Origin of the sequence: Marichromatium sp. PS1, from assembly GCF_041155115.1 — a bacterium.
Classification (GTDB): Bacteria; Pseudomonadota; Gammaproteobacteria; order Chromatiales; family Chromatiaceae; genus Marichromatium; species Marichromatium gracile.
The window spans coordinates 290,225-314,220 of record NZ_BAAFHB010000005.1; the positions used below are offsets into that span (position 1 = coordinate 290,225).

At 68.6% G+C, this 23,996-nt stretch carries 24 protein-coding genes; 9 read left to right on the forward strand and 15 right to left on the reverse strand.

The annotated features are described in order from the left end of the window. Positions 1-20: 20 nt before the first annotated feature. The 9 genes from pufA (ACAM26_RS13595) to bfr (ACAM26_RS13635) all read right to left on the reverse strand — a co-directional run bounded on the left by pufA (ACAM26_RS13595) (position 21) and on the right by bfr (ACAM26_RS13635) (position 3,821). On the reverse strand, positions 21-236 hold the full coding sequence (pufA, locus tag ACAM26_RS13595) for a light-harvesting antenna LH1, alpha subunit (RefSeq protein ID WP_062277663.1): 216 nt from the start codon (positions 234-236) through the stop codon (positions 21-23). Between the two features lie 24 nt (positions 237-260). Next, the gene (pufB, locus tag ACAM26_RS13600; protein ID WP_062277660.1) at positions 261-404 is read right to left on the reverse strand and encodes a light-harvesting antenna LH1, beta subunit; all 144 of its coding nucleotides are present in this window, start codon (positions 402-404) and stop codon (positions 261-263) included. Positions 405-948: 544 nt separating this feature from the next. Next, positions 949-1,104 carry a light-harvesting antenna LH1, alpha subunit gene (pufA, locus tag ACAM26_RS13605; RefSeq protein ID WP_082806268.1) on the reverse strand — a complete coding sequence of 52 codons (156 nt, stop codon included), beginning with the start codon at positions 1,102-1,104 and terminating at the stop codon, positions 949-951. Between the two features lie 49 nt (positions 1,105-1,153). Further along, entirely contained in the window at positions 1,154-1,279 is a 126-nt protein-coding gene (gene pufB / locus ACAM26_RS13610; protein ID WP_062277666.1) for a light-harvesting antenna LH1, beta subunit, read from the reverse strand. A 103-nt stretch (positions 1,280-1,382) separates the two neighbouring features. Further along, positions 1,383-1,598 carry a light-harvesting antenna LH1, alpha subunit gene (pufA, locus tag ACAM26_RS13615; protein WP_062277663.1) on the reverse strand — a complete coding sequence of 72 codons (216 nt, stop codon included), beginning with the start codon at positions 1,596-1,598 and terminating at the stop codon, positions 1,383-1,385. 24 nt (positions 1,599-1,622) lie between these two features. After that, the gene (gene pufB, locus ACAM26_RS13620) at positions 1,623-1,766 is read right to left on the reverse strand and encodes a light-harvesting antenna LH1, beta subunit (protein WP_062277660.1); all 144 of its coding nucleotides are present in this window, start codon (positions 1,764-1,766) and stop codon (positions 1,623-1,625) included. A gap of 300 nt (positions 1,767-2,066) precedes the next feature. Then, positions 2,067-2,480 (reverse strand): hypothetical protein, encoded by a 414-nt coding sequence (locus ACAM26_RS13625; protein ID WP_123140625.1) that lies wholly within the window; start codon positions 2,478-2,480, stop codon positions 2,067-2,069. 357 nt (positions 2,481-2,837) lie between these two features. Further along, on the reverse strand, positions 2,838-3,329 hold the full coding sequence (gene bfr / locus ACAM26_RS13630; RefSeq protein WP_369613897.1) for a bacterioferritin: 492 nt from the start codon (positions 3,327-3,329) through the stop codon (positions 2,838-2,840). Between the two features lie 27 nt (positions 3,330-3,356). After that, positions 3,357-3,821 carry a bacterioferritin gene (bfr, locus tag ACAM26_RS13635; RefSeq protein WP_123140624.1) on the reverse strand — a complete coding sequence of 155 codons (465 nt, stop codon included), beginning with the start codon at positions 3,819-3,821 and terminating at the stop codon, positions 3,357-3,359. 154 nt (positions 3,822-3,975) lie between these two features. Here bfr (ACAM26_RS13635) and ACAM26_RS13640 point away from each other — a divergent pair, with 154 nt between their 5' ends. From ACAM26_RS13640 to ACAM26_RS13670, 7 genes are all read left to right on the forward strand, one after another. After that, positions 3,976-4,182, forward strand: coding sequence for a (2Fe-2S)-binding protein (locus ACAM26_RS13640; protein ID WP_123140623.1), 207 nt, complete (start codon positions 3,976-3,978; stop codon positions 4,180-4,182). A gap of 16 nt (positions 4,183-4,198) precedes the next feature. Further along, entirely contained in the window at positions 4,199-4,378 is a 180-nt protein-coding gene (locus ACAM26_RS13645) for a hypothetical protein (protein ID WP_369613898.1), read from the forward strand. Between the two features lie 45 nt (positions 4,379-4,423). Then, a complete protein-coding gene (locus ACAM26_RS13650; RefSeq protein ID WP_369613899.1) occupies positions 4,424-5,881 on the forward strand; it encodes an ATP-binding protein in 1,458 nt (485 codons plus the stop codon). After that, positions 5,878-6,588, forward strand: a complete 711-nt coding sequence (locus ACAM26_RS13655) for a response regulator (RefSeq protein WP_369613900.1) — start codon at positions 5,878-5,880, stop codon at positions 6,586-6,588. Before ACAM26_RS13650 ends, ACAM26_RS13655 begins: the two co-directional genes overlap by 4 nt. Before the next feature lie 383 nt (positions 6,589-6,971). Beyond that, positions 6,972-8,516 carry a glycosyltransferase family 39 protein gene (locus ACAM26_RS13660; protein WP_369613901.1) on the forward strand — a complete coding sequence of 515 codons (1,545 nt, stop codon included), beginning with the start codon at positions 6,972-6,974 and terminating at the stop codon, positions 8,514-8,516. Continuing rightward, positions 8,513-11,143, forward strand: a complete 2,631-nt coding sequence (locus ACAM26_RS13665) for a glycosyltransferase (protein ID WP_369613902.1) — start codon at positions 8,513-8,515, stop codon at positions 11,141-11,143. The genes ACAM26_RS13660 and ACAM26_RS13665 overlap by 4 nt, the downstream gene beginning before the upstream one ends. A 175-nt stretch (positions 11,144-11,318) precedes the next feature. Beyond that, on the forward strand, positions 11,319-11,723 hold the full coding sequence (locus ACAM26_RS13670) for a septal ring lytic transglycosylase RlpA family protein (RefSeq protein WP_369613903.1): 405 nt from the start codon (positions 11,319-11,321) through the stop codon (positions 11,721-11,723). Between the two features lie 469 nt (positions 11,724-12,192). On the opposite strand, the gene ACAM26_RS13675 is transcribed toward ACAM26_RS13670, so the two are convergent. The 5 genes from ACAM26_RS13675 to efp all read right to left on the reverse strand — a co-directional run bounded on the left by ACAM26_RS13675 (position 12,193) and on the right by efp (position 19,740). Next, positions 12,193-13,224: an ABC transporter permease gene (locus ACAM26_RS13675; RefSeq protein ID WP_123140648.1), complete on the reverse strand. Its 1,032-nt coding sequence runs from the start codon at positions 13,222-13,224 to the stop codon at positions 12,193-12,195. 5 nt (positions 13,225-13,229) lie between these two features. Continuing rightward, on the reverse strand, positions 13,230-14,117 hold the full coding sequence (locus ACAM26_RS13680) for an ABC transporter ATP-binding protein (RefSeq protein WP_123142125.1): 888 nt from the start codon (positions 14,115-14,117) through the stop codon (positions 13,230-13,232). A 37-nt stretch (positions 14,118-14,154) separates the two neighbouring features. After that, complete coding sequence (gene hrpA / locus ACAM26_RS13685) at positions 14,155-18,093, reverse strand: ATP-dependent RNA helicase HrpA (protein ID WP_369613904.1); 3,939 nt, start codon at positions 18,091-18,093, stop codon at positions 14,155-14,157. 82 nt (positions 18,094-18,175) lie between these two features. Then, positions 18,176-19,171 carry an EF-P lysine aminoacylase EpmA gene (gene epmA / locus ACAM26_RS13690; protein WP_369613905.1) on the reverse strand — a complete coding sequence of 332 codons (996 nt, stop codon included), beginning with the start codon at positions 19,169-19,171 and terminating at the stop codon, positions 18,176-18,178. Next, the gene (gene efp, locus ACAM26_RS13695) at positions 19,168-19,740 is read right to left on the reverse strand and encodes an elongation factor P (RefSeq protein WP_025275289.1); all 573 of its coding nucleotides are present in this window, start codon (positions 19,738-19,740) and stop codon (positions 19,168-19,170) included. Before efp ends, epmA begins: the two co-directional genes overlap by 4 nt. Here efp and epmB point away from each other — a divergent pair. Together epmB and ACAM26_RS13705 are read left to right on the forward strand one after the other, a co-directional pair. Further along, positions 19,739-20,797, forward strand: coding sequence for an EF-P beta-lysylation protein EpmB (gene epmB, locus ACAM26_RS13700; RefSeq protein ID WP_132229796.1), 1,059 nt, complete (start codon positions 19,739-19,741; stop codon positions 20,795-20,797). The two genes, efp and epmB, sit on opposite strands and share 2 nt — an antisense overlap. 104 nt (positions 20,798-20,901) lie before the next feature. Then, positions 20,902-22,995 (forward strand): EAL domain-containing protein, encoded by a 2,094-nt coding sequence (locus ACAM26_RS13705; protein WP_123140613.1) that lies wholly within the window; start codon positions 20,902-20,904, stop codon positions 22,993-22,995. Here ACAM26_RS13705 and ACAM26_RS13710 read toward each other — a convergent pair. Continuing rightward, complete coding sequence (locus ACAM26_RS13710; RefSeq protein ID WP_132229794.1) at positions 22,992-23,720, reverse strand: lytic transglycosylase domain-containing protein; 729 nt, start codon at positions 23,718-23,720, stop codon at positions 22,992-22,994. The genes ACAM26_RS13705 and ACAM26_RS13710 overlap by 4 nt on opposite strands. Positions 23,721-23,996: the final 276 nt, after the last annotated feature.

The window sequence follows — 23,996 nt, forward strand, 5'->3', positions numbered from 1 at the left end:
ATCGGTCGCGACGCCATAAATCACTCTGCCGGAGCAGCCTCTTCGGCCGCGACCGCCTCGACGGCCTCAGGAGCCGGAGCGGACCAGCCCTGATCGGGGAGCGAGAAGGCGTAGACGTGAACAGCCAGTGCCACCACCAGGACGGCAACCAGCGTCGGGATCAGCCAGGTAGCCGGATTCACCACCAGCCAAAAGCGGTAGTCCTGCTCCAGCGGTTTGTAGCCCATGATCTGCATATTCTTATCCTCGACGACGACCGATTACCACCAGGGGTTGGCAGCGATGACGAACAGGTGCGCAAGTGCCGCCAGACCGACGAATGCGGTGTAGGTCACCTTGAACTGCTCGTGGAATTCCTTCGCCTGCTGCTCGGTCAGACCCGACAGACTTTTCTGATCAGCCATGTTGGCCTCCTAATGAAATCGCGCCGTTACAAACGACTTGAATCTTTTCGCGACCCTCTGGCCGCGAAACCAGTGGTTCATGCGCTGCGCGGGACTCCGGTGGATCCAGGGGTCAGCGCAGATCTTGGGTGTCATCTTAGCTTTACATAGGTGAATGTCAAGACTAATAGACAACAGATCGCCGCAGGTTCCTGACAGCCTTTCCGAACAGGCCGCTTCTGAGGCGAAAAGCCGATAAAAAACGGCAAATTGCAGCGAAAGGAGAAAATGCCGGATCGCAGAAGGCCGCGGCCAGAACGCGCGCGCAGCGGCGATCGGCTGAAGAGCGACCGGTCAGCGATGGAGGAAAGGTTGGGAGGGCAAGGTGTCGAGAGACGTCTCTTCGTCCGAGCCAGGACTCCGCGTGGCTCGGACTCAGTGCTCTACAGTGGCGTTGCACCACTGGGCGACGGCAGACGAGGACAACCTCGTCTGCCGTGTACCGTGCTGTACGAGACAGCCGGTGAGACAGTCGGTTGCGCCGGGCGCAACCGCCGTCAGGCTGTTACCAGCCCAGACCGATCGAGAACACGACCGCGTGCACGGCCAGTGCGACGACCAGCACGGAGAACAGGATGGGCATCAGCCAGGTGGCAGGATTGACAACCATCCAGATCTTCCAATCGTCTTCCGGGTTCTTCGGCTTTGCGATGTCGCTCATTGTTTTGACCTCGTTGAATTAGGTTAGGGTGCGTTGAACCGAGGTTCGATTAGAACCAGGGGTTCGCAGCGATGATGAACAGGTGAACGACCGCCGCCAGGCCGACGAAAGCGGTGTAGGTCACCTTGAACTGCTCGTGGAATTCTTTTGCCTGCTGTTCAGTCAGTCCAGTCATGGAACTACCCTCTCTATGGGGTTTAAAACATTACCGCACTCAACTCATGAGATGCGCGCGGCAAACCAGACGGACGCGATCGACATGATCGCGACGCCATCAATCACTCAGCCGGAGCAGCCTCTTCAGCTGCGACCGCCTCGACGGCCTCAGGAGCCGGAGCGGACCAGCCCTGATCGGGGAGCGAGAAGGCGTAGACGTGAACAGCCAGTGCCACCACCAGGACGGCAACCAGCGTCGGGATCAGCCAGGTAGCCGGATTCACCACCAGCCAAAAGCGGTAGTCCTGCTCCAGCGGCTTGTAGCCCATGATCTGCATGTTCTTATCCTCGACGACGACCGATTACCACCAGGGGTTGGCAGCGATGACGAACAGGTGCGCCAGCGCAGCCAGACCGACGAATGCGGTGTAGGTCACCTTGAACTGCTCGTGGAATTCCTTCGCCTGCTGCTCGGTCAGACCCGACAGACTCTTCTGATCAGCCATTATTAGCCTCCTGTAGAAATCAACGAATACCGTATGCGGCACTCGCAACCTTAGGGATCGGACGAGATCGACCTCGACGATGCATCGCGAGCGATGCGGGGCCGGTCATGTCCTCGTCCTGGACTCTAGGACCCTGCGTGGATCCCGTGTGTCATCTTAGCTTGACATGACCGGATGTCAAGAAGGTTTTACATGACGAGAACAGACTTTTTGCTGCCCCAAAAAAACCAATAAAAACAGACTTCTGACAAAAAACCACTGCGATCGCAAAAGGGCATCGTCGAGGACCGAAACACGACTTTATGCAAGTAAATCCTTGATGTAGCCGATTCCGAAGGCCGCGATGGTGATCACCGCAACGGCGATCACCGCAACCTTGCCCATGTAGACGAGCATCGAGATGGCCGGACGCAGCGCGGAGCTGTAATCCTGCTCCGCGGCCGGCTGCGCGCCCTCGCTCTGACCAGCCTCCGGCGCCGGGGCGCTGCTGCGCGGCTCGGTCTCCTCGACCTGATAGGGGGCGATGGTGACGACGCGGAAGAAGCGCGACTCGGCCTCATCGCTCGACTTATCGATAACGACGAACTCTCCGTCCGCACCCAGCCGCTCGACGGCCGCAAACTCGGTCGCGAACGCCTTGAAACTCTCCGCCTCACCCTCGTGCTCCCAGGACGGGGAGCGCAGGGGCCAGGTTCTCTTTGCCGCATACTTCACGCGCGTTTCCTCTCGACAAGATGGATTGACAACGACGCCCCCGCACCCTGGTGTTCTGGATCCGTCCACTGTGGCGCGGGGCCGGGCGCATCCACTGCACCGACCGGCACGAGCGGACACGCATCGCAGGGCAAGACCGCCTGACGGCGGCCGGCGTCGATCCGGACCGACCAATTGCCCACAAGATTCGAGGGATTGTATTGACGCGACCCGCGCTTGTCATTGACGCGGCACGCCCCTGGCCGACCCGGGAGCGCGAGAAGTCGAGAGCAGAGCAGAAAGGATCGGGTGCGCCCTGAGGCGCACTCCTGAAGCAAGACCGGCACACCCGCTCCCGCGCGGGAGCGGGAGAAGGACTCAGGCGCCCGGGGCCGAGTCGGCGTGGACCTGGGCCTGGAGATAGTTCTCCAGACCCAGGGTATCGATCAGCCCGAGCTGCTGCTCGAGCCAGTAGGCGTGATCCTCCTCGGTATCGGCAAGGATCGAGAGCAGCACCTGGCGCGTCTGGTAATCGCGCTCCTGCTCGCAACAGGCGATGGCCTCCTTGAGCGCGGCGACCACCGCGTACTCGAGCTGCAGATCGTTGGCGAGCATCTCGGGCACGTCGCGCCCCACCCGCAGACCATCACGCTGACTCATGTCCGGGATGGCATCGAGGAACAGCATCCGCTGGATCAGCAACGCCGCGTGACCACGTTCGTCCTCGCTCTCGTGAAGGATGCGCGCCTGCAGCCGCGCATAACCCCAGTCCTCGTACATGTGGCCGTGGATGAAGTACTGATCGATCGCCGCCAGCTCGTTGGCGAGCAGCCGCTGCAGGTGCTCGATCACCTTGGGATTGCCTTGCATGGGAAATACCTCGCCTGGATCCGTGGTTCAGACCTGGGTCTCGAGATAACGCTCGAGTCCGAGTTCATCGATCAGGGCGTGCTGGGTCTCGAGCCAGTCGATCTGCTCCTCCACCTCGCCGTTGAGGGACTCACACAGCGCCCGACTGACATAGTCGCCGAGCTGCTCGGCACGGGCCGCGCACTCCCCCAGCGCGGTGCGATAGCGCTGGCCGAGTTCCAGCTCTGCGGCGAGCTGCTCGGGCACGTCCTCGCCGACATGCAGCTTGCCGAGATCCTGCAGGTTGGGCAGCCCCTCGAGAAAGAGCACCCGTTCGATCAGACGGTCGGCCTGACGCATCGCCAGGATCGAGTAGTCATAGAGTCGCTTCTCGATCCCGGGGAATCCCCAGTGACCGAGCATGCGGGCGTGGAGGAAGGACTGGTTGATCGCGGTCAACGCCTCCTTGATGACCGCATTGAGCTGACGGTTCATCGCTGGATCGATCTTCATGCCTGGGCAGCCTCCTTGGATTAAGACACGGCGGTGCCGGGACACCCGCCTCGCCCTGAATTGAGCCTACGAACAGAGGGGTTGCAGGAATCGCGAATAATTCCTATTTTTCTTCTCAACCACAATTCTCCTCGATCACGGGTCCGATTCCACCATGTACGTCTGCGTCTGCAATGCCGTCACCGACCGCCAGATCCGCGATGCCGCCACCAACGGCATCTCCTCGCTCTCGGAACTGCGCCGTGCCCTGGCCGTCCCGGGCCCGTGCGGACGTTGCGCGCGCTGCGCCCACGAGTTGCTGCGCGCCACGCGTCTCGACGCACCCGACGGCGCAGCCGCGTCACCCTGTGCCTGCGAATGAGCCTGAGGAGAGAGGTATGACCAAACAGCGCCGATTTCACCCCGCTCGCCCCACCCGGCTACTGAGCCTGATGCTCGCGCTGGTCCGCTCCCGTCCCCGCAGCCGCCTGCAACAACGCCGCTGGCTGCTGCGACGCCACCTCAACGAGCACCGCCCCCTCCCGCCCTTCGTCCCGACGGAGTCCTCGCCACACTGAAGCTGCATCCATATTTCTTGCACCCTGGGGCGCGATCATGACGGCATGAGGCTCTCGATCCGCGCCAAACTCTTCCTCACCCTGCTGCTCGCCTGCGTGCTGGTACTGGTCGGCACCCAGGCGTTCATGCACTGGTCGCTCGAGCGCGGTCTGGTCGAGCTGGTCGACGCGCGCGAGCAGGCGCGGCTCGAGCAGGTCGGCGAACGTCTGATCGACAGCTATCGTGAGCACGGCGACTGGCAGGTACTGCGCGACGAGCCCTGGCTGTGGTTCAACGCCATCAGCGGCCGCGGCACGGCACCTGCCGGGCGCCGTCCTCCGATGCACGGCGGCCTCGGCAGCGGTGCCTGGCCGCCACCGCACGCGCTCGAGCGGCTGCGTCATCACGACCGCCCGACCCCACTGGAGCTGCGCCTGATGCTGCTCGACGCCGAGGGCAGCATCGTCTATGGCCGCAGCGAACTGCTCGCCGAGGCCCGCCGCCAGCCACTGCGCCTCGATGGCGAGATCATCGGGACGCTCGCCATCCTCCCCGGGCGCCCGGTGACCGAGGTCGCCGAGCTGCGCTTTCGCGCCCGTCAGGGCGATCGGCTGTGGCTGATCGCGGTGGCGATGCTCGCCCTCTCGGCCGCCCTCGCCTATCCGCTCTCGCGACGTCTGGTGCGCCCGGTGCGCGAGCTGCAGGAGACGGCCCGCCGACTCGCCGCGGGGGATTTCGCCGCACGCGCCGAGCCCCGAGGTGACGACGAACTCGCCCGGCTCGGGCGCGACGTCAACGCCCTGGCCGCCGCGCTCGAGAGCAACGAACAGGCGCGTCGGCGCTGGGTGGCCGACATCTCGCACGAACTGCGCACCCCGATCGCGCTGCTGCGCGCCCAGCTCGAGGCGGTCCAGGACGGGGTCAGACCAGTCGATGCCGACACCGTCGATCAACTCCACGCCGACGCGCTGCGACTCGGCCGATTGGTCGACGATCTCTACGAACTCACCACCACCGATCTCGGCGCGCTCGGCTACCGCTTCGAGCCGACCGATCCGGTTGCGCTGCTGCGCGCCGACTGCGAGGCCTTCGCCGAGCGCTACGAACATGCCGGGCTGAGCCTCGCGCTCGTCGCCACGCCGCCGGGCGAGACCATCCTGATGGCCGATGCCCAGCGTCTCTCTCAGCTCTTTCGCAACCTGCTCGCCAACAGCCTGCAGTACACTGACCCCGGTGGACGGCTGGAGATCCGGATCGCACGCACCGCCGCCGGGCTGACCCTCGACCTCCAGGACACCGCCCCCGGCGTCCCCGAGGCGCAGTGCGCACGTCTGTTCGAACGACTCTACCGGGTCGAGGACTCGCGCAACCGCCACACCGGCGGCGCCGGGCTGGGATTGGCGATCGCCGACAACGTGGCGCGCGCGCACGGCGGCACCATCAGCGCCCGCCCCTCGCCGCTCGGCGGGTTGTGGATCCGTCTCGAACTCCCATCCGCCCCCGGACAACGCAGCGACCGATGACCGACAACACCAACGCCCCGCTGATCCTGATCGTCGAGGACGAGCAGCGTCTCGCCGCACTGCTCGCGGACTACCTGCACGCCGGCGGCTATCGCAGCGCCCATCTCGCCGAAGGCACCGAGGTGCTCGAATGGATCCGTGACCACCGGCCCGCACTGGTCCTGCTCGACCTGATGCTGCCGGGACGCGACGGGCTGACCCTGTGCCGCGAGATCCGCGCCGAGAGCCAGATACCGATCATCATCACCACCGCGCGCGTCGAGGAGATCGACCGCCTGCTCGGACTCGAACTCGGCGCCGACGACTATGTCTGCAAGCCCTACAGCCCGCGCGAGCTGGTCGCCCGGGTCAAGGCCGTGCTCAGGCGCCAACAGGTGAGCGCGGAGCCGGTCCGCGCGCAGCCCGGCGCCATCGACCTCGATTCGGCACGTCTGCGGGTCAGCGACGGCGAGCGCACGGTCGAGCTCACCGCCGTCGAGTTCGCCCTGCTCGAGACCTTGCACCGCGCGCCAGGACGGATCTACTCGCGCGAGCAGCTGATGGAGCGCATCTATCGCGACCGCCGGGTGGTCTCCGACCGCACCATCGACAGTCACGTCAAGAAGCTCCGGCGCAAGCTCGCCGAACTCCTCCCCGACCGCGAACTCATCCACGCCGTCTACGGCGTCGGCTACCGCTACGAGGACCAGCCCGACACGCCTGCCTGACAGGCAGCGGCCGGGGGATTGAAACGCCAAGAGAAGAAAAGCCTCCAGCCGTCAGCCTCCAGTGAGGGAGGCACCGTTGGTCTCGCCGCAGTTGGGTGCAAGCCAACACTGGAGGCTGGCTGCTGAAGGCTGGTCGCTTTCTTCGCGCCCTTTGAGTCTTTGCGGTTCAATCTCCTGGCGGCTGGCGGCTGGCGGCTGGCGGCTGGCGGCTGGCGGCTGGCGGCTGGGCACAGCCTGACCCGAATCATCGGCGCCGGCGCGCGAACGCGTTATCATTCACCGGCGCACCCGGTGGCAGCCTCGTGCCACGCGCGCCGACCCCTGGCCCGACGAGGCGTCATCAGGACGATCAAGCCTTGCCCCTGCCATCCGCTTCCAGCCCGATGTCCCGCGCCACCCTGCTACGCCTGACCCTGTTGGTCGTGATCCTGCTCGGCAGCGGCGCGCGCGCGCTCGATCTCGCCGGGCTGCCGGTCTGGCACGACGAGACCTTCTCCCTACTGCGGATCTTCGGTCATCCGTTCGAGGCGCTGCAGGCGGCACTCGAGGCCGCCGAACCGATCAGCGCCGCCGAGCTGCTGCGCTTCCAGCGCCCCGACCCCGCGCTCGGCTGGGCGGCGACACTGCGGGCACTGGCCTCGCACCCCGAACACGCCCCGCTTTACTACCTGCTCGGACGCGTCGCCGGCGGCCTCGCCTCCGACCCGGTGGTGGGCCTGCGCGGGCTCGCCGCACTCTTCGGCGTGCTGCTGGTCCCGGCGGTGTTCTGGTTGACACGCGAACTCGGCGGTCGCGGGCTCACGCCCTGGGTCGCCGCGGCCCTGGTCGCCGTCTCCCCGGTGCAACTGCTCTATGCCCAGGAGGCGCGCCAGTACGCGCTCTGGCTGCTGCTCGTCGTCGCCGCCAGCGCGGCCCTGCTGCATGCCTGCCGACACGACCGGCGCGGCGACTGGTGGGGCTACGGCGCGCTGCTCACCCTCGGGCTCTATACCCATCTGCTGTTCGTACTGATGCTGCCTGTACACGCCCTGGTGATTCTGGCGCGAGGCGAGCGATGGCGACGCTGGTTCATCGCAGTGGTGACGGCAGGCGTGCTGTTCCTGCCCTGGGTGGCGGTGATGGCCTTCGCCCCGGAGCGCATCGATGAGTTCACCGCCTGGATGCAGCGTCCGATCGACGGCGCACGCATCCTCGCCGCCTGGCGCGACCACCTGATGCACACCTTCATCGATCTCGGCCCGACGCGGCTGCCGGGCTGGGCGGTGGGGCTGTTGCTCATGACCCTCGTCTGGGCGCTGTGGCGCTTCGTCGTCACCGCCCCCAGCGCGGCGGTGAGACTCCTGCTCGCGACCATCCTGATCCATCTGGGCATCGTGCTCGGGCCCGACCTGGTCCTCGGCGGCAGCCGCTCGCTGCACCTGCGCTATGCCCTGCCGGCGCTGCTCGCGCTCAGCCTGATCCTCGCCTGGTCGCTGGGACGGGCGCTCGAGGCCGCGGGACCGACACGCCATGTCGCCGCCCTCGCGCTGCTCCTGCTGCTCGCGCTCGGGCTCGGCTCGCAGCACGCCATCCTCGAGGCCGAGACCTGGCGGACCAAGCAGTTCAGCGCCGACAACGCCGCCATCGCCGAACGGATCAACCACCAGACGACGAGCATCGAGGTGCTGGCCAGCCCCAGCGGGGTGAGCGCCGGCGAGCTGCTCTCGCTCGCCCACCAGCTCGCCCCCGAGACCCGACTGCGCCAGCTCGCCGAACCGGCCACGATCACGCCCGCGCCGGAGCGCACCTACTACCTGCTCACTCCCTCCGAGTCGCTGCGCGCGCAGCTCGCGCCGACCCACCGGATCACCCCGATCGCGCCGACCTGGCAGTGGTTCGTTGCCACGCCCACGGCCGGTCCAACCCCAGACAGCGGAGCCAGCCGATGAGACGCGCCGGCAACTTCCTCATCCCGATCCTGATCGCCCTGCTCACCATCGCCGCCTGGGCGCTGCTCAACCAGCCCGACGACGAGCCACCCTGGCCCTCTCGCATCCAGGGCTTCTCGTTCGCGCCGATGCACGCCGACGACGACCCCAGCGAGCACATCTACCCCACGGTCGAGGAGATCGATGCCGATCTGGCGCTGCTCCAGGGCGATGCCTATGCGGTGCGCACCTATACCGTCGAGGACACCCTGGCGGCAGTGCCCCGGCTGGCCGCCGCGCACGACCTCAACGTCACCCTCGGCGCCTGGGTCGGCCCGGACACCGAGGTCAACGAGCGTGAACTCGAACGCCTGCACCAGGTGCTCGCCGAGGGCTATCGCAACGTGGTGCGGGTGATCGTCGGCAACGAGGCAATCCTGCGCCGCGACGTCTCGGTGGCGACGCTGATGGACTATCTCGACCAGGTGCGCAAGACCACCTGGCTGCCGGTGAGCACCGCCGAGCCCTGGCACGTCTGGTTGAAATATCCCAAGCTCGCCGAACACGTCGACTTCATCACCATTCACCTGCTGCCCTACTGGGAGGGCGTGCCCTACGACGAGGCGGTGGATTACGCCATCTCGCGCTACGAACAGGTCAAGGCCGCCTTCCCCGACAAGCAGGTGATCATCGGCGAGGTCGGTTGGCCGAGCAACGGCCGGCGCAACCGCGGCGCCGAGCCCTCGCCGGCCAACCAGACCCGCTTCCTGCGACGTTTCCTCGCCCACGCCGAGGCCGAGGGCTATGTCTATTACGTGATGGAGGCCTTCGATCAGCCCTGGAAGATGAAGATCGAGGGCTCGATCGGCACCTACTGGGGCGTCTACGACGTCGAGCGCCAGCCCAAGTTCACCCTCACCCAGCCGGTGGTGCGCATCCCCGACTGGCAGGAGCTGGCCGCGCTCTCGGTGCTGATGGCGGTGCTGCTGCTCGCCTTCCTCTATCGCGACAGCGCCACCCTGTCGAGCAAGGGCAAGGGGTTCCTGGCGATCGTCACCTACGCCATCTCCACCGCCGCGGTGTGGATCGTCTACGACTACACCCGTCAGTACATGACCCCGGCGACTGCGGTCGTCGGCATCCTGCTGCTGCTCGGCGGCGTCGGGGTGATCGTGCTGGTCTCGGCCGAGGCGCACGAGTGGGCCGAGTCGCTGTGGCTGCGCCGCTGGCGCCGCGCCTTCCCGCGCCACCAACTGCCCGATGACGCACTACCGCTGGTCTCGGTCCAGGTCCCGGCCTACAACGAGCCCCCGGAGCTGCTGATCGAGACCCTCGATGCCCTGGCCGCGCTCGACTATCCGCGCTTCGAGGTCCTGGTGATCGACAACAACACCAAGGACGAGACGGTGTGGCGCCCGGTCGAGGCACACTGCGCGCAACTCGGCGCGCGCTTCCGCTTCTTCCATGTCGCGCCACTCGAGGGCTACAAGGCCGGTGCGCTCAACTTCGCGCTGCGCCACACCCACCCCGACGCCGAGGTGGTGGCGGTGATCGATGCCGACTACATCGTCTCGCCGAACTGGCTGCGCGACCTGGTACCGGCCTTCGCCGACCCCGAGGTCGGCATCGTCCAGGCCCCGCAGGACTATCGCGACGCCGACCAGAACGCCTTCAAGGCGATGTGCATGGCCGAGTACCGCGGCTTCTTCCACATCGGCATGGTCACCCGCAACGAGCGCAACGCCATCATCCAGCACGGCACCATGACGATGATCCGGCGCGGACCGCTCGAGGACGGCGGCTGGTCGGAGTGGTGCATCACCGAGGATGCCGAGCTCGGGCTGCGGGTGTTCGAGGCCGGCCACAAGGCCCTCTACATCCCCTGCACCTATGGCCGCGGGCTGATGCCCGACACCTTCTCCGACTTCAAGAAACAGCGCTACCGCTGGGCCTATGGCGCGGTGCGCATCCTCATCCACCACTGGCGCGAACTCTTCGGGCTGCGCAAGACCGCGCTCACCGCCGGGCAGCGCTATCACTTCCTCGCCGGCTGGCTGCCCTGGTTCGCCGACGGCATCAACCTGCTGTTCAACCTCGCCGCGCTCGGCTGGACGGTGGCGATGGTGATGTTCCCGAGCGAGGTCACCCCGCCCTACATCACCGTCGCCCTGGTACCGCTGGTGATGTTCGGCTTCAAGATGTCGAAGAGCTTCTTCCTCTATCGCCGCCGCGTCACCGCCACCCTGCGCCAGAGCCTCGCCGCGGGCCTCGCCGGTCTGGCGCTCTCGCACACCATCTCGCGGGCGATGTTCGGCGCCCTGGCCAGCGGCAGGCTCGGTTTCTTCCGCACCCCCAAGCTCGCCAGCGCGCCGGCGGCGGTGCGCGCCCTGCTCGACGCCCGCGAGGAGGCGCTGTTCGTGGTCGCGCTATGGCTCGGCACGGTGCTGGTGCTGCTGCGTGACGATGGCTACATGCTCGACGTGCGCATCTGGGCGGCGGTGCTGCTGGTGCAGTCGATCCCCTATCTCGCCTCGGTGGTGGTCTCGCTGATCAGCGCCGCACCGCGGCTCCCGGCACGCCTGGTCGGCCCGATGGGGACGATGGAGTGCGAACGACTGCAGCCCTCCGACGACACCTCGGCGACCTGATGGACGGCCCCAGGGACACGGCGGAAGCATCCACCCGAGCGGATTAAGGGTTTACCCCTAGGTGGTTTCCCTATAGACTCGCGCCAACCTCTGAATCACGGCGTTCACCCGTCCCGCGCACCACCGCGGGACGGGGTGTCCATGCGCCGCAATACAACAGAATCAGGTTGGCCTCATGCACAGAATCCCCGGCATCCTCCGTAGCGGCGCGCTCGCCGCGCTGCTCGTCCTCCCCACGGCCCAGGTCTCGGCCAAGGTCACCCCCGGCGACGTCCAGAAAGGCATCGCCTCCTACTATCACGACAGCCTCCACGGGCTGCCGACGGCCAGCGGCACCCCGTACGACAAGAACCGACTGAGCGCCGCGCACAAGACCCTGCCGCTCGGCACCAAGGTGCGCGTCACCGACACCGCCACCGGCAAGAGCATCGTGGTGCGGATCAACGATCGCGGCCCCTTCATCAAGGGCCGCATCATCGACCTCTCGCGCGCCGCCGCCGCCAAGCTCGACATGCTCCACAAGGGACTGGCGCGGGTCCGCGTCGAGATCCTCAGCGTGCCCGGCCGACGCGGGTCGTAAGAGCGACCAGCAGATTGAACCGCTAAGACACAAAGGGCGCGAAGGGAGAAAAGCCGCCAGCGGCGCTGCCCTCAAAGACCGATGCCTGGATCGTGCGCCACGGCTGCCAGCGGGCGGTGCTGTGGTCGAGGGCGCCCCCGCTGGCGGCTGAAGGCCGATCGCCCGCAACTTGAACCTCTTTGCGCCCTTCGCGGTTCATGCCTCGAAGCTCGGCGCTCGCGCCCCTTGAACCGCTAAGCCGCGAAGAGCGCGAAGGGGAAAAGAGCCTCCAGCGACCAGCCTTCAGCCGCCAGCGGCGCTATCCTCAACGATCGATGCCTGGGTCGTGCGCCACGGCTGACAGCGGGCAGTGCCGTGGTCGAAGGCGCACACCCGCTGGCGACTGAAGGCCGATCGCCCGAAACTTGAATCTCTTCGCGCTCTTCGCGGCTTTGCGGTTCAATTCGTTGGCCGCTGGCGGCTGGCGTCCCTACTCCCAACGGAACAGCCGGGCGGCGATGGCGAGCAGCGCGGCGGCAAAGGCGAGCAGGATGCCCAGCTCGGGCAGCACCGTGACGACCCCGGCGCCGTCGATCATCACCGCGCGGGCGGCGTCGACCACGTGGGTCAGCGGCAGCAGTGGCGCCACCGCCTGGGCGAGCGCGCTGGTGCCCTCCAGCGAGAACCACACCCCCGAGAGCAGCATCATCGGCCACACCAGCAGGTTGAGCACGCCGTCGGCCAGCTCCTCGGTGCGCAGCCGCGCGGCGACGATCAGCCCCAGGCTGATCATCGCCAACGCGCCACAGGCGAACACCAGCGCCAGGGCGAGATAGGAGCCGTGCATCGGCACGTCGATCAACGCCGACGCGCCGAGATAGACCACCAGGGTCGAGCCGAGCACCACCAGCAGCCGCGACAGCACCTGGGCGACGAGGAACTCGGCGGCGCGCAGCGGGGTCGCGCTGAGTCGGCGCAGCACCCCGTTCTTGCGATAGCGCACGATCACCCAGCCGACACCCCACAGGCTGGAGAACATCAGGTTGAGCGCCAGCACCCCGGGCAGCACCCAGTCGATATAGCGCACCGCCGCGCCGCTGACCGCGCGGCGCTCGACCTCGAGCGCCGGGCCCGCCTCGGCGGGCGCGTCGCCCTGCCCGCCGAGCAGCAGTCGTTCGGCGAGATAGCCGTTCGGCGAGTCGTCGTTGACCCAGTAGCCGGGCGGCTCGCTGGTGAGGTCGACCACCAGGTCGAGCTGATGGCGCTCGACCTTGGCGCGCGCCGCCGCCGGGTCGCTCACCGCCACCTGCTCGACGTGTTCGAGGGTGAGCAGCGGCAGCGACGCGGCGCCCCCCTCGCCCAGCACCCCGACCTTGAACACCGGCTCGGGGCCGGCGCGGAAGATCGCCGCCAGCGCCACCACGATCACCAGCGGCATCACCACGTTCCACCCCAGGCCGGCGCGATCGCGGTAGAACTCGCGATTGCGCGCCACCAGCACGGCAAGGATCCGGTGCCACATCGTCATCACCCCCGCAGTGCGTGACCGGTCAGTTTCAGAAACAGGTCCTCGAGCGTCGGCGCCTTGACCCGCAGCGCATCGAGGTCGGCGCCGCTGGCAGCCAGCTCGGCGAGCACCGGGGCCAGTTGCGCGGTGGCGATCTCCAGGGTCTCGTCGACCCGGCGCGCGCCCTCGGGCAGCGCCAGCCCCGCCGGCCAATCCGCCGCCGGCAGCCGCACCACCGCCGCCGGCAGGTGCGCGCGCAGCAGCGCCGCCGGCGTACCCTCGGCGATCACCCGACCGTGGTCGACGATGGCGATGCGATCACACAGCCGCTCGGCCTCTTCCATGTAGTGGGTGGTCAGCACGATGGTGGTGCCGCGCGCGCGCACCCGCTCGATCAGCCGCCAGAAGTTGCGGCGCGCCTGCGGATCGAGCCCGGTGGTGGGCTCGTCGAGGAAGATCAGCTCGGGGTCGTTGACCAGGGCGATGGCGAGCAGCAGGCGCTGACGCTGACCGCCGGAGAGGCGTCGGGTGTCGCGCCCGAGGATGGGCTCGAGGTCGCAGAGCGCGATCAGCTCGTCGCGATCGGCGCTGCGCCGATAGAGCCGCGCGAACATCTCCAGCGCCTCGCCGACGCGCTGGAAGTCCTGCAGCGCGGTGGCCTGGAACTGGATGCCGACCACCTCGCGATAACCGGCGTCGAGCGCCCGGCCACGATAGCGCACCTCGCCACCACTCGGCGCCAGCACCCCCTCGAGCATCTCCAGGGTGGTGGTCTTGCCGGCGCCGTTGGGGCCGAGCAGGCCGAAGCACTCCCCGGCGCCGACGGCGAAGCCGATGCCCGCGACGGCGCGCACGCCACCGGGATAGACCTTGACCAGCTCGCACGCCTCGAGTAGTGGCGTCGTCATTGCTCACGCTCCTTCATCGCATCCACGCCCGTCTGTTTCACAACCCGAGTTCGCGCCAGCGCGCGCGGATGCGCTTGACCGAGACCGGGCCGTCGGTGCCGAGCTGCTGGGCGAACAGCGACACCCGCAACTCCTCGAGCAGCCAGCGGATCTCGTCGAGGCGCGGGTCGTCGCGACCGGCGGCGCGCGCCGCCTCCATCCGCTCGCGCCACTGGGACTGCAGCGGGGCCATTTCGTTCATCCACTGGCGATCGCGCGCAGCGCCCAGCGGCAGCTTGTCGAGACGCTGCTCGATCGCCTTGAGATAGCGCGGGTAGTGGCGCAGCCGCTCCGGCGCCACGGCATCGAGGAAACCGCGGAAGACCAGGGCGTCGAGCTGGGCGCGGATGTCGAGCACCGCATGCATCCAGTTGATCTGATTGATCCCGGCGAGCGTCTTGCGCACCCGCTGGTAGACGTCGAGGATCTCGCCGGCGAGCGCACACACCGCGCGCGTCTCGGCGGCGAGCGCGCCGCGGCGCTCGGCCAGGCGCGCCTCGAAGGCGGCGCGGGTGCGGATCGGCGCGTCGTCCTCGGCGAGGAAGGTACGATCGAGCGCGCGCGCGATCAGCGCCTCGGCGAGATCGGCCTCGCGCAGTCGTCGCGCGCCCTCCTCGCCGTCGGCCGACTCGGGCTGCGGCGCCTTGGCGTACTGCAGCCGCATGCGGTCGAGCTGCGGCAACTGACGACGCAACTGGCGCAGCTCCTGCCCGAGATGCAGCGCGAACAACCGTCGCACCCCGTGACGATGCGCCGCGGCGGCGCGCGCCTCGGCGTCGAGCACCCGCACCGCCACCGTCTCGCCCTGATCGACCAGCGCCGGGAAACCGCTCAGACGGATCCCGCCGCGCTCCAGCTCGACGCGCTCGGGCAGCGCCTCGAAATCCCAGCGGGTGAGGCCGTCGCGCTCCAGCCCGGGATCGGGGAGATCGGCGAAGCCCTGCTCGGCGTGCTCGGCGAAGCGTCGGCGCAACCGCGCCAGGTCGCTGTCGACGGCCAGGGTCGCGCCCTCGTCGCCGAGCACCCGGATCTTCATCCGCAGGTGCTCGGGGACCGCCGTCGGGTCCCAGGCGTCCTCGGCGACGTGCACCCCCTTGACCGCGCGGATCGCCTCGCCGAGCGCCTGGAGCAGCGGCCGGTCGCCGGGCTGGAGCCGCGCGACCAGTTGCGCGGCGGTGTCCGGGATCGGTACCAGCGAGCGGCGGATGGACTTCGGCAACGCGCGCAGCAGCGCCTCGATGCGCTCACCGAGCAGCCCCGGTACCAGCCACTCCAGGCGCTCGGCCGAGACCTGGTTGAGCAGCGCCACCGGTACCGACAGGGTCAGCCCGTCGTCATCGCTGCCGGGCTCGAAGTGATAGGCCAGCGGCAGCCGCGCGGCGCCAACGGCGAGCGCGTCGGGGAAGCGCGCCGCGTCGACCCCGGCGGCATCGTGACACATCAGATCGGCGCACCCCATGTGCAGCAGCTTGGGGTTGTCGCGGCAGGCCTCGCGCAGCCAGCGCTCGAACTGCGGGCGCGAGTAGATGCCCGAGGGCACGCGCTCGGCATAGAAGGCGTAGATCGCCTCCTCGTCGACGAGGATGTCGCGGCGGCGCGACTTGGCCTCGAGCGCGCGGATCTCCTCGATCAGCGCCTGATTGTGCCGCCAGAAGGGCGCGCGGGTGCTGAAGTCGCCCTCGACCAGCGCAAAGCGCAGGAAGATCTCGCGCGCCTCGCCGGGGTTGATCGGGCCGTAGTTGACGCGCCGGCGCGCCACCAGGGTGACGCCGAACAGGGTGACGCGCTCGAAGGCCGCCACCTGACCGGCGCGCGACTGCCAGTGCGGCTCGCTGTAGCTGCGCTGCAGCAGATGCTGCCCGGCCTCCTCGATCCAGGCCGGCTGCACCTGCGCCACGGTGCGCCCGTACTGGCGCGTGGTCTCGACCCGCTCGGCGACGACGACCCACTTCGGCGGCTGGGCGAAGAGCCCCGAGCTGGGGTGGAGGTGGAAACGGCTGTTGCGCGCGCCGAGATACTCGCGCTGACCATCGCGAAAGCCGATGTTGCCGAGCAGCCCGCTGAGCAGGGCGCGATGGATCTGCTCCTCGCCGCCCTCGGTGCTGTCCTCCTTGTCGCCCATCTCCAGCATCTGCTCGCGCAGCTGGGCGTGAACATCGCGCCACTCCTGCACCCGGGTCGGCGAGAGGAAGTGACGCTGGCAGAGCTTGGTGAACTTGTTGCGCGAGAGCGCATGGCGCTCGCGCTCGAGAAAGGTCCAGAGATTGACGAAGCCGAGGAAGTCGGAATGCTCGTGGGCGAAGGTGGCGTGGATCTCGTCGGCGGCCTGCTGCTGATCGTGGGGGCGCTCGCGCGGGTCCTGCACGCTCAGCGCCGCGGCGATGATCAGCACCTCGCGCAGACAGCGCCGCTCGGCCCCGGCAAGCAGCATCCGGCCGATGCGCGGATCGACCGGCAGCCGCGCCAGCCGTCGTCCCAGCTCGGTGAGTTCGCCCGCAGCGTCGATCGCCGCCAGCTCCTCGAGGGTGCGGTAGCCGTCGCGCACCAGTCGCCCGTCGGGCGGATCGATGAAGGGGAAGCGCTCGATCGCGCCGAAACCGAGCAGCTTCATCTGCAGGATGACCGCAGCGAGGTTGGTGCGCACGATCTCCGGCTCGGTGAAGGCGGCGCGCTCGGCGAAGCTCTCCTCCTCGTAGAGCCGGATACAGATGCCCTCGGCGACACGCCCACAGCGCCCCTTGCGCTGGTCGGCCGAGGCGCGCGAGATGCGCTCGACCGGCAGGCGCTGCACCTTGGTGCGGTGGCTGTAGCGGCTGATACGGGCGAAGCCGGGGTCGATCACATAGCGGATGCCCGGCACCGTCAGCGAGGTCTCGGCGACATTGGTGGCAAGCACCACCCGACGGGTGCTGTGGGGCTGGAACACCCGTGCCTGCTCGCGCGGTCCCTGACGGGCGAACAGCGGCAGGATCTCGGTCGAGGGCGGGTGATGCTTGCGCAGGGTCTCGGCGGTCTCGCGGATCTCGCGCTCGCCGGAGAGGAACACCAGCACGTCGCCCGGACCCTGGGCGGCAAGCTCGCCGACGGCGTCCGATATCGCCCGCTGCATCGACTCGTCGCGCTCGCCGGCATGCGGCGACTCGGGCGGACGGTAGCGCACCTCGACCGGGTAGGTGCGCCCGGAGATCTCGATCACCGGCGCCGGATTTCCAGCGGCGTCGGCGAAGTGATCGGCAAAGCGCTGCGGGTCGATGGTCGCCGAGGTGACGATCAGTTTGAACTCGGGGCGCCGCGCCAGCACCCCGCGCAGATAGCCGAGCAGGAAGTCGATGTTGAGGCTGCGCTCGTGGGCCTCGTCGATGATCAGGGTGTCGTACTCGCGCAGATCGCGATCCTGCTGCACCTCGGCGAGCAACATGCCGTCGGTCATCAGCTTGATCGCGGTCTCGGGGCGCACGCGGTCGTGGAAACGCACCTTGTAGCCGACCAGGGCGCCGACCTCGCCGCCGAGCTCCTGCGCCACCCGCGCGGCCAGACTGCGCGCGGCGATGCGCCGCGGCTGGGTATGACCGATGCGCCCGAACCGGCCGCGACCGAGATCGAGACAGAGCTTGGGGAGCTGGGTCGACTTGCCCGAACCGGTCTCGCCACAGACCACCACCACCTGATGCTCGCGGATCAGCGCGGCGAGTTCCTCGCGCCGCTCGCTGACCGGCAGGGCCGGCGGATAGTCGATCGCGGGGACCAGCGCGCCACGGCGCTCGCACAGTGCCTGCGAGGCGCGCAGGCGCTGCCACAGCGCGTGCAGACCGCGCTCGAAGGGCTGACCGGCGCGGGCACGGCGGCGCAGCCCCTTGAGACGGCGCCCGAGGGTCGGGCGGTCCTGGAGCAGACAGCGCTCCAGTTCGGAATCGGCGGGGAACGATTGCTCGGTCAAGGCGTTGATGTCGACGGACTTGGCAAGGAAGATGAGGATAACAGCACCGGACAGGTCGCCGGCTGGCGACCGCCCGGGCGGTTCAGGCGCGCTCGACCGGGAAGGCGAGCACGGCGTCGATGTCGGGCGCGCCGGTGGCGATCATCAGCAACCGATCGAGCCCGAGGGCGACCCCGGCGCTCTCCGGCAGCCCGGCCTCGAGCGCGGCGAGGAAGTGCACATCGGTCGGCACCTCGGCCTGCCCGTTGGCACGGCGCCAGTCGAGGTCGGCGTCGAAGCGGGCGCGCTGCTCGGCGGCGTCGGTCAGCTCCTGGAAGCCGTTGGCCAGCTCCACGCCCTCGACATAGAGCTCGAAGCGCTCGGCCACCGGGGCCGCGCCCGGGCGCACCCGCGCCAGCGCCGCCTGGCTCGGCGGATAATCGTGGACGAAGCTCAACCGACCGCGCCCCAGCCCCGACTCCAGCCGATGACTGAGCAGCAGGTCGAGCCAGCCGTCGCGCTCGAGTTCCAGCCCCTCGACCCCGCCGATCCCGACGCGGCGCGCGCAGTCGCGCAGCGCCGCCACCGAGGTGTCCCAAGGGTCGATGCCGAGCCCGTCGCGAAACAGCGCGCGATAGCTCACCCGCTCGACGGCGAGCGCCGGGCGGTCGAGCGCGGCGCGCACCAGCGCGGCGACCTCGTCGATCAGGCGCTGATAGTCCCAGCCCGGGCGATACCATTCGAGCAGGCTGAACTCGGGGTGGTGCCAGCGCCCGCGCTCGTCGTCGCGGAACACCTTGCAGATCTGGTAGATCGGCCCCGAGCCCGCGGCCAGCAGGCGCTTCATCGCGAACTCGGGCGAGGTGTGCAGATAGCCCCCGGCGACCCCGGTACCGGGGCGCACCGCCAGGCTGGTCAGCGCCGGATCGGTGACCGCCGCGCGCGAGAGCAGCGGGGTCTCGACCTCGAGCACCCCGGCGGCGGCGAAGAAGGCGCGGATGCGCGCGAACATCGCCGCGCGCGCCTCGAGCATCTCGCGGGTCGCGCACGGGCGCCACGGCAGCCCTGTCGCGGCCGTGTCCCGGGCGGCGGGGCTCATGCCTCCTTGGCGCGCGAGACGTACTCGCCGGTGCGGGTGTCGACCTTGATCAGCTCGCCGGTCTGCACGAACAGCGGCACGCGCACCACGGCGCCGGTCTCAAGGGTCGCCGGCTTGCCGCCGCCGCCCGAGGTGTCGCCCTTGAGGCCGGGATCGGTCTCGGTGATCTCGAGCACCACGAAGTTCGGCGGCTCGATCGACAGCGGCACGCCGTTCCACAGCGTGACCTTGCAGAGGTCCTGCTCCTTGATCCACTTCGCCGCCTCGCCGACCGCCTGCTCGCTGGCGATCAGCTGCTCGAAGGTGTCGGGGTCCATGAAGTTCCACTCGATGCCATCGTTGTAGAGATACTGCATCTCCGTATCATGGACATCGGCCGCCTCGACCGACTCACCGGACTTGAAGGTCTTCTCCACCACGCGACCGGTCTTGAGATTGCGCACCCGGACGCGGTTGAAGGCCTGCCCCTTGCCGGGCTTGACGAACTCGTTCTCGACGATGGTGTATGGATCACCGTCGAGCATGATCTTGAGCCCGCCCTTGAATTCATTCGTGCTGTAAGTCGCCATGTCATCCTCAATTAATCGAGAGTTAAACCCTACGATCTTACCGCGAAGCGATAGCGGTTGTCAGACCCGCGACTGGAAGCAGGCGCTGCGCCAGGCGATCACCGAGACCGACGTCCTGCTCGACGCGCTCGGCCTCGAGCGTGACCGACTGCCGCCGCTCGATCCCGACCCGCGCCCCTTCGGCCTGCGGGTGCCGCGTGCGTTCGTCGCGCTGATGCGTCCCGGCGACCCCGACGACCCGCTGCTGCGTCAGGTACTGCCGCTCGCCCGCGAGCGCGTGGTGGTGCCCGGCTTCAGCGCCGACCCGGTCGATGACGCCGCCGCCGACCAGGGCGACGGGCTGTTGATGAAGTATCACGGTCGCGCCCTGCTGATCGCCACCGGCGCCTGCGCCCTGCACTGCCGCCACTGCTTCCGCCGTCACTACCCGCACGCCGCCCCGGAGACCGGCCAGACCCGCCTGCGCGCCGCGCTCGCGCGATTGGCGGCCGACGGGTCGATCAACGAGGTGATCCTCAGCGGCGGCGACCCGCTGATGCTCGACGATGATCGTCTCGACGCCCTGCTCGACGGGCTCGAGGCGATCGGCCAGCTACGGCGGGTACGGTTGCATACCCGGATGCCGGTGGTGCTGCCGGCACGGATCACCGAGGCGCTCTGCGCCCGCCTGGCGAGGAGCCGGCTGGAGACGGTGGTGGTGATCCATGCCAACCACGCCAACGAGCTCGGCGAGGCGGCCGCCGCCGCGCTCGCGCGACTGCGCGAGACCGGGACGATGCTGCTCAACCAGGCGGTGTTGCTGCGCGGGGTCAACGACGGCGTCGCGGCACAGTGCGCGCTCAGCGAGCGGCTGCTCGGCTGTGGTGTCCTGCCCTACTATCTGCACCAGCTCGACCGGGTCCAGGGCGGCGCCCATTTCCAGGTCGACGACACCGAGGCGCGCGCCCTGGTCGCGACGCTGCGCGCCCGGCTGCCGGGTTATCTGGTACCGCGTCTGGTACGCGAGCGCCCCGGCGCCGTCGCCAAGCTGCCGCTGGCCGTCGGCGACGAGATCTGAGGCCGCCGAAGCCATCACTGGGTCGACGGTCGTTTTCATCGGCGGCGCAAACCCCGATAATCGATGCAAGCCTTTTCTTGCGTTCCTGAAACCGGTCGCCCAGCATGCCTGCCCCGAATCCAGCCGTCACACTGCTCATCCTGACCGCCGAGTCCAGCGAGGCCGAGCGCCTCGTCGCCACCCTGCGCGAGGCGGGCATCGCGGCGCGCGGCATGGTCAGCGCCCAGGTGGAGCGACTCGGCGAGTTGCTCGCACGCACCCCCTGCGATCTGGTGCTGTGCTGCGCCCACGACCGCGACATCGATCTCGAAGCGGCCCTCGCCGCCCACCGCAGGCTCGACAGCGACACCCCGCTGATCGTCATCACCGGCCCCGAGAGCGACGCGACCGAATCGCTTCGCGCCCGTCGCGGCGGCGCCCGCGATCTGGTCCGGCGCGACGACCCCGAGCACCTCCAGCTGGTGGCCAAGCGCGAGCTGGCCGATCTCTACCAGCGCCGCGAGGCACGCGCGCTCGCCACCCGGCTGCGCCAGTGCGAGCGCCGCGCGCGCGAGTTCATCGAGGGCAGCCTGGACGCCATCGCCTTCGTCCAGGAGGGGCTGCACCTGCACGCCAATGCCGCCTATCTGTCGCTGTTCGGCTATGCCGACGCCGACGCGCTGGCCGGCGCCACCTTCCTCGACCTGATCCCCGCCGAGCAACGCCCCCGGGTGCGCGAGTTCCTGCGCGCGGTCGAGTACTCCGATCGCGAGGACGGCGCCGAGCTCGACACCCAGTGCCAGGGCGCCGACCGGCGGCCCTTCGCCGCGCGGCTGCGCGCGGCCAGCTCGGAGATCGACGAAGAGCCCTGTCTGCGCATCCTGGTGCGACCGGCGGCGGGCGCGGCGGCGCCGCTCATCGAGAGCGACAACCACAGCGCCGAGGCGATGCCGGGGCGCGCGCAGATGATCGCCGCCATCGCCGCGCGACTCGATGCCGAGCACCGCCCCAGGCATCCCTTCGCGCTCTTCTTCATCCAGATCAAGGGCCGCGCCGAACTGCTGCGCGACCTCGGCCTGACCACCGCACTGACGCTGATCGAGGGCCTGCGCGAACCACTCCAGGGCATCCTCGCCGATCATGCCGGAGGCATGCTGGCGCAGGTCAGCGACGACGGTTTCATGCTGCTGATCGACGGACTCGACACCACCACGGTCGAGCAGATCACCGCCCGGATCGAGCACGAGGCCCGTCTCCAGCGCGGGCGCAATGGCGAGCGTGAGGACGAGGCCGCCGACTGTGTCGTCGCCCACGTGCTGGTGGAGCTACGCGCACGCGAACCCAGCGACATCGTCAACCTCGCTCATCAGCGCTGTCTGCGCCTGCTCGCCGGCGGCCCGGGTCAGGGCGGGATGGGCAAGCCGACCTCGCTCGCCTCGCGCACCAAGCAGAGCGCCGAGGAGGGCGATGAGCAGATCGCCGAACGCATCGAGTACGCCCTCGAGCACGACCAGTTCCGTCTGGTCTATCAGCCGATCATCAGTCTGATGGGCGACAACCAGGAGCACTACAGTGTCCTGGTGCGGCTGTTCGACGAGGACGAGGACATGCTCGAGGCCAAGGACTTCATCGGTCCGGCGATCCGTCGCGGGCTGATCGAGCGCATCGACAAGTGGGCCATCCGCGCCGCCATCCAGTCACTCAGCGAACAGCGTCGCGCCGGTCACAACATCAGCTTCTTCATCAACCTCTCCGAGGATACCTTCCGCGACCCCAGCATCGTGCTGTGGATCTGCGACTGCATGCGCGAGTTCGACGTGCGCGGCAACTGGCTGACCTTCCAGTTCCAGGAGGCGCTGGTCGCGGCCAACCTCGCCGGCCTGAGCAAGCTGGTCGAGGCGCTGCGCAAGATCAAGTGCCGGGTGGCGATCAATCGCTTCGGCATGGCCGAACGCCCGGAGATGCTGCTGCAGGGGCTGGCACTCGACTTCGTGCTGCTGATGCCCGACTTCTCCCAGCGTCTGGCCGACGATCAGCAGAAGCAGAAACGGGTGATGGAGCTGGCCAACCTCGCGCGCGAGTTCAACATCAAGAGCGTGGTCACCGGGGTGGAGGATGCGCGCACCCTGACGGTGCTGTGGACCGCCGGGGTCGATTATGTGCAGGGCAACTTCCTGCAGCGCCCCTCACCGACGCTGGAGGTCTCCAGCGGCGGCTAGCGCGCCGTCGGCGGCGCCCGCAGATAGCCCGGCGGCGCGCGTCTCAGGCGCGGCGCGGAGAGCCGTTGCGCACCGTCCCGACGAGCGGCGAGCGTGGCGCTCGCGGCCGCATGCCGCGCCGCCATCTCGGGACGCAACGCGGTACGCGCGAGCACCGGGCGCAGCGCGCCGCTCGCCCCGCTCCGCTCGCCCCCGGCCCGGGCCATCGCCGGGGACAGCTCGATCCCGAGCAGCGCGCGCGCTGCCTCCGAGTAGGGTGCAACGCCCTTGCGTCCGAGATAGTCGGTGAGCACCCGATGGGTGTAGCGCTGGGTCTCGGGGTAGTCGACCCGCCCGCCGCCTCGCGCCAGGGCCCCCTCGCCGGCGTTGTAGGCCATCACCGCCTGGCCGATGTTGTCGTACTTCTCGAGCAGCCGCTTGAGATGACGCATCCCGGTCGCCAGGTTGGTCGCAGGCTCGGCGAGACGGGCCTGACCCTCGACGCCATAGTCCCGCGCCGTCTCCGGCATCACCTGCATCAAGCCGACCGCACCGACCGGCGAGACCGCGTCCGGGTCATAGGCCGACTCGGCGGCGATCACCGCCTGCACCAGATCCCGGTCGAGTCCGATGCCATCGGCGATGCGCCCGGCCAGCTCGGCATAGCGCGCCGTCTCGTCGGCCACCACGGGCAGCGGCGCCTGGAGCAGCAGGATCAGCAGCACGGCATGGGGGCAGCGGCACATGACACGGGACCTCGTTCGCTAGCGCAGGACGGGGTTCTCGAGCATAGACAGGGCGACAGTGGGGTGTCCAGACAAACGCGGACAAAACTGACAAGAAACGTCAGGATTCTTGTCAAGCGATCATGCTGCCCCGATCATCAAACAATGAAAACAACGACATAAAAACTGGTCCAGTTCATGCTTTGTTGTTTCCGGAGACGCACCGACCAACACCGCATCGCGCCACCGACGACGACATGGCGCGGGCACCCAACGGGCAGGTTGACCTGTCGGAGA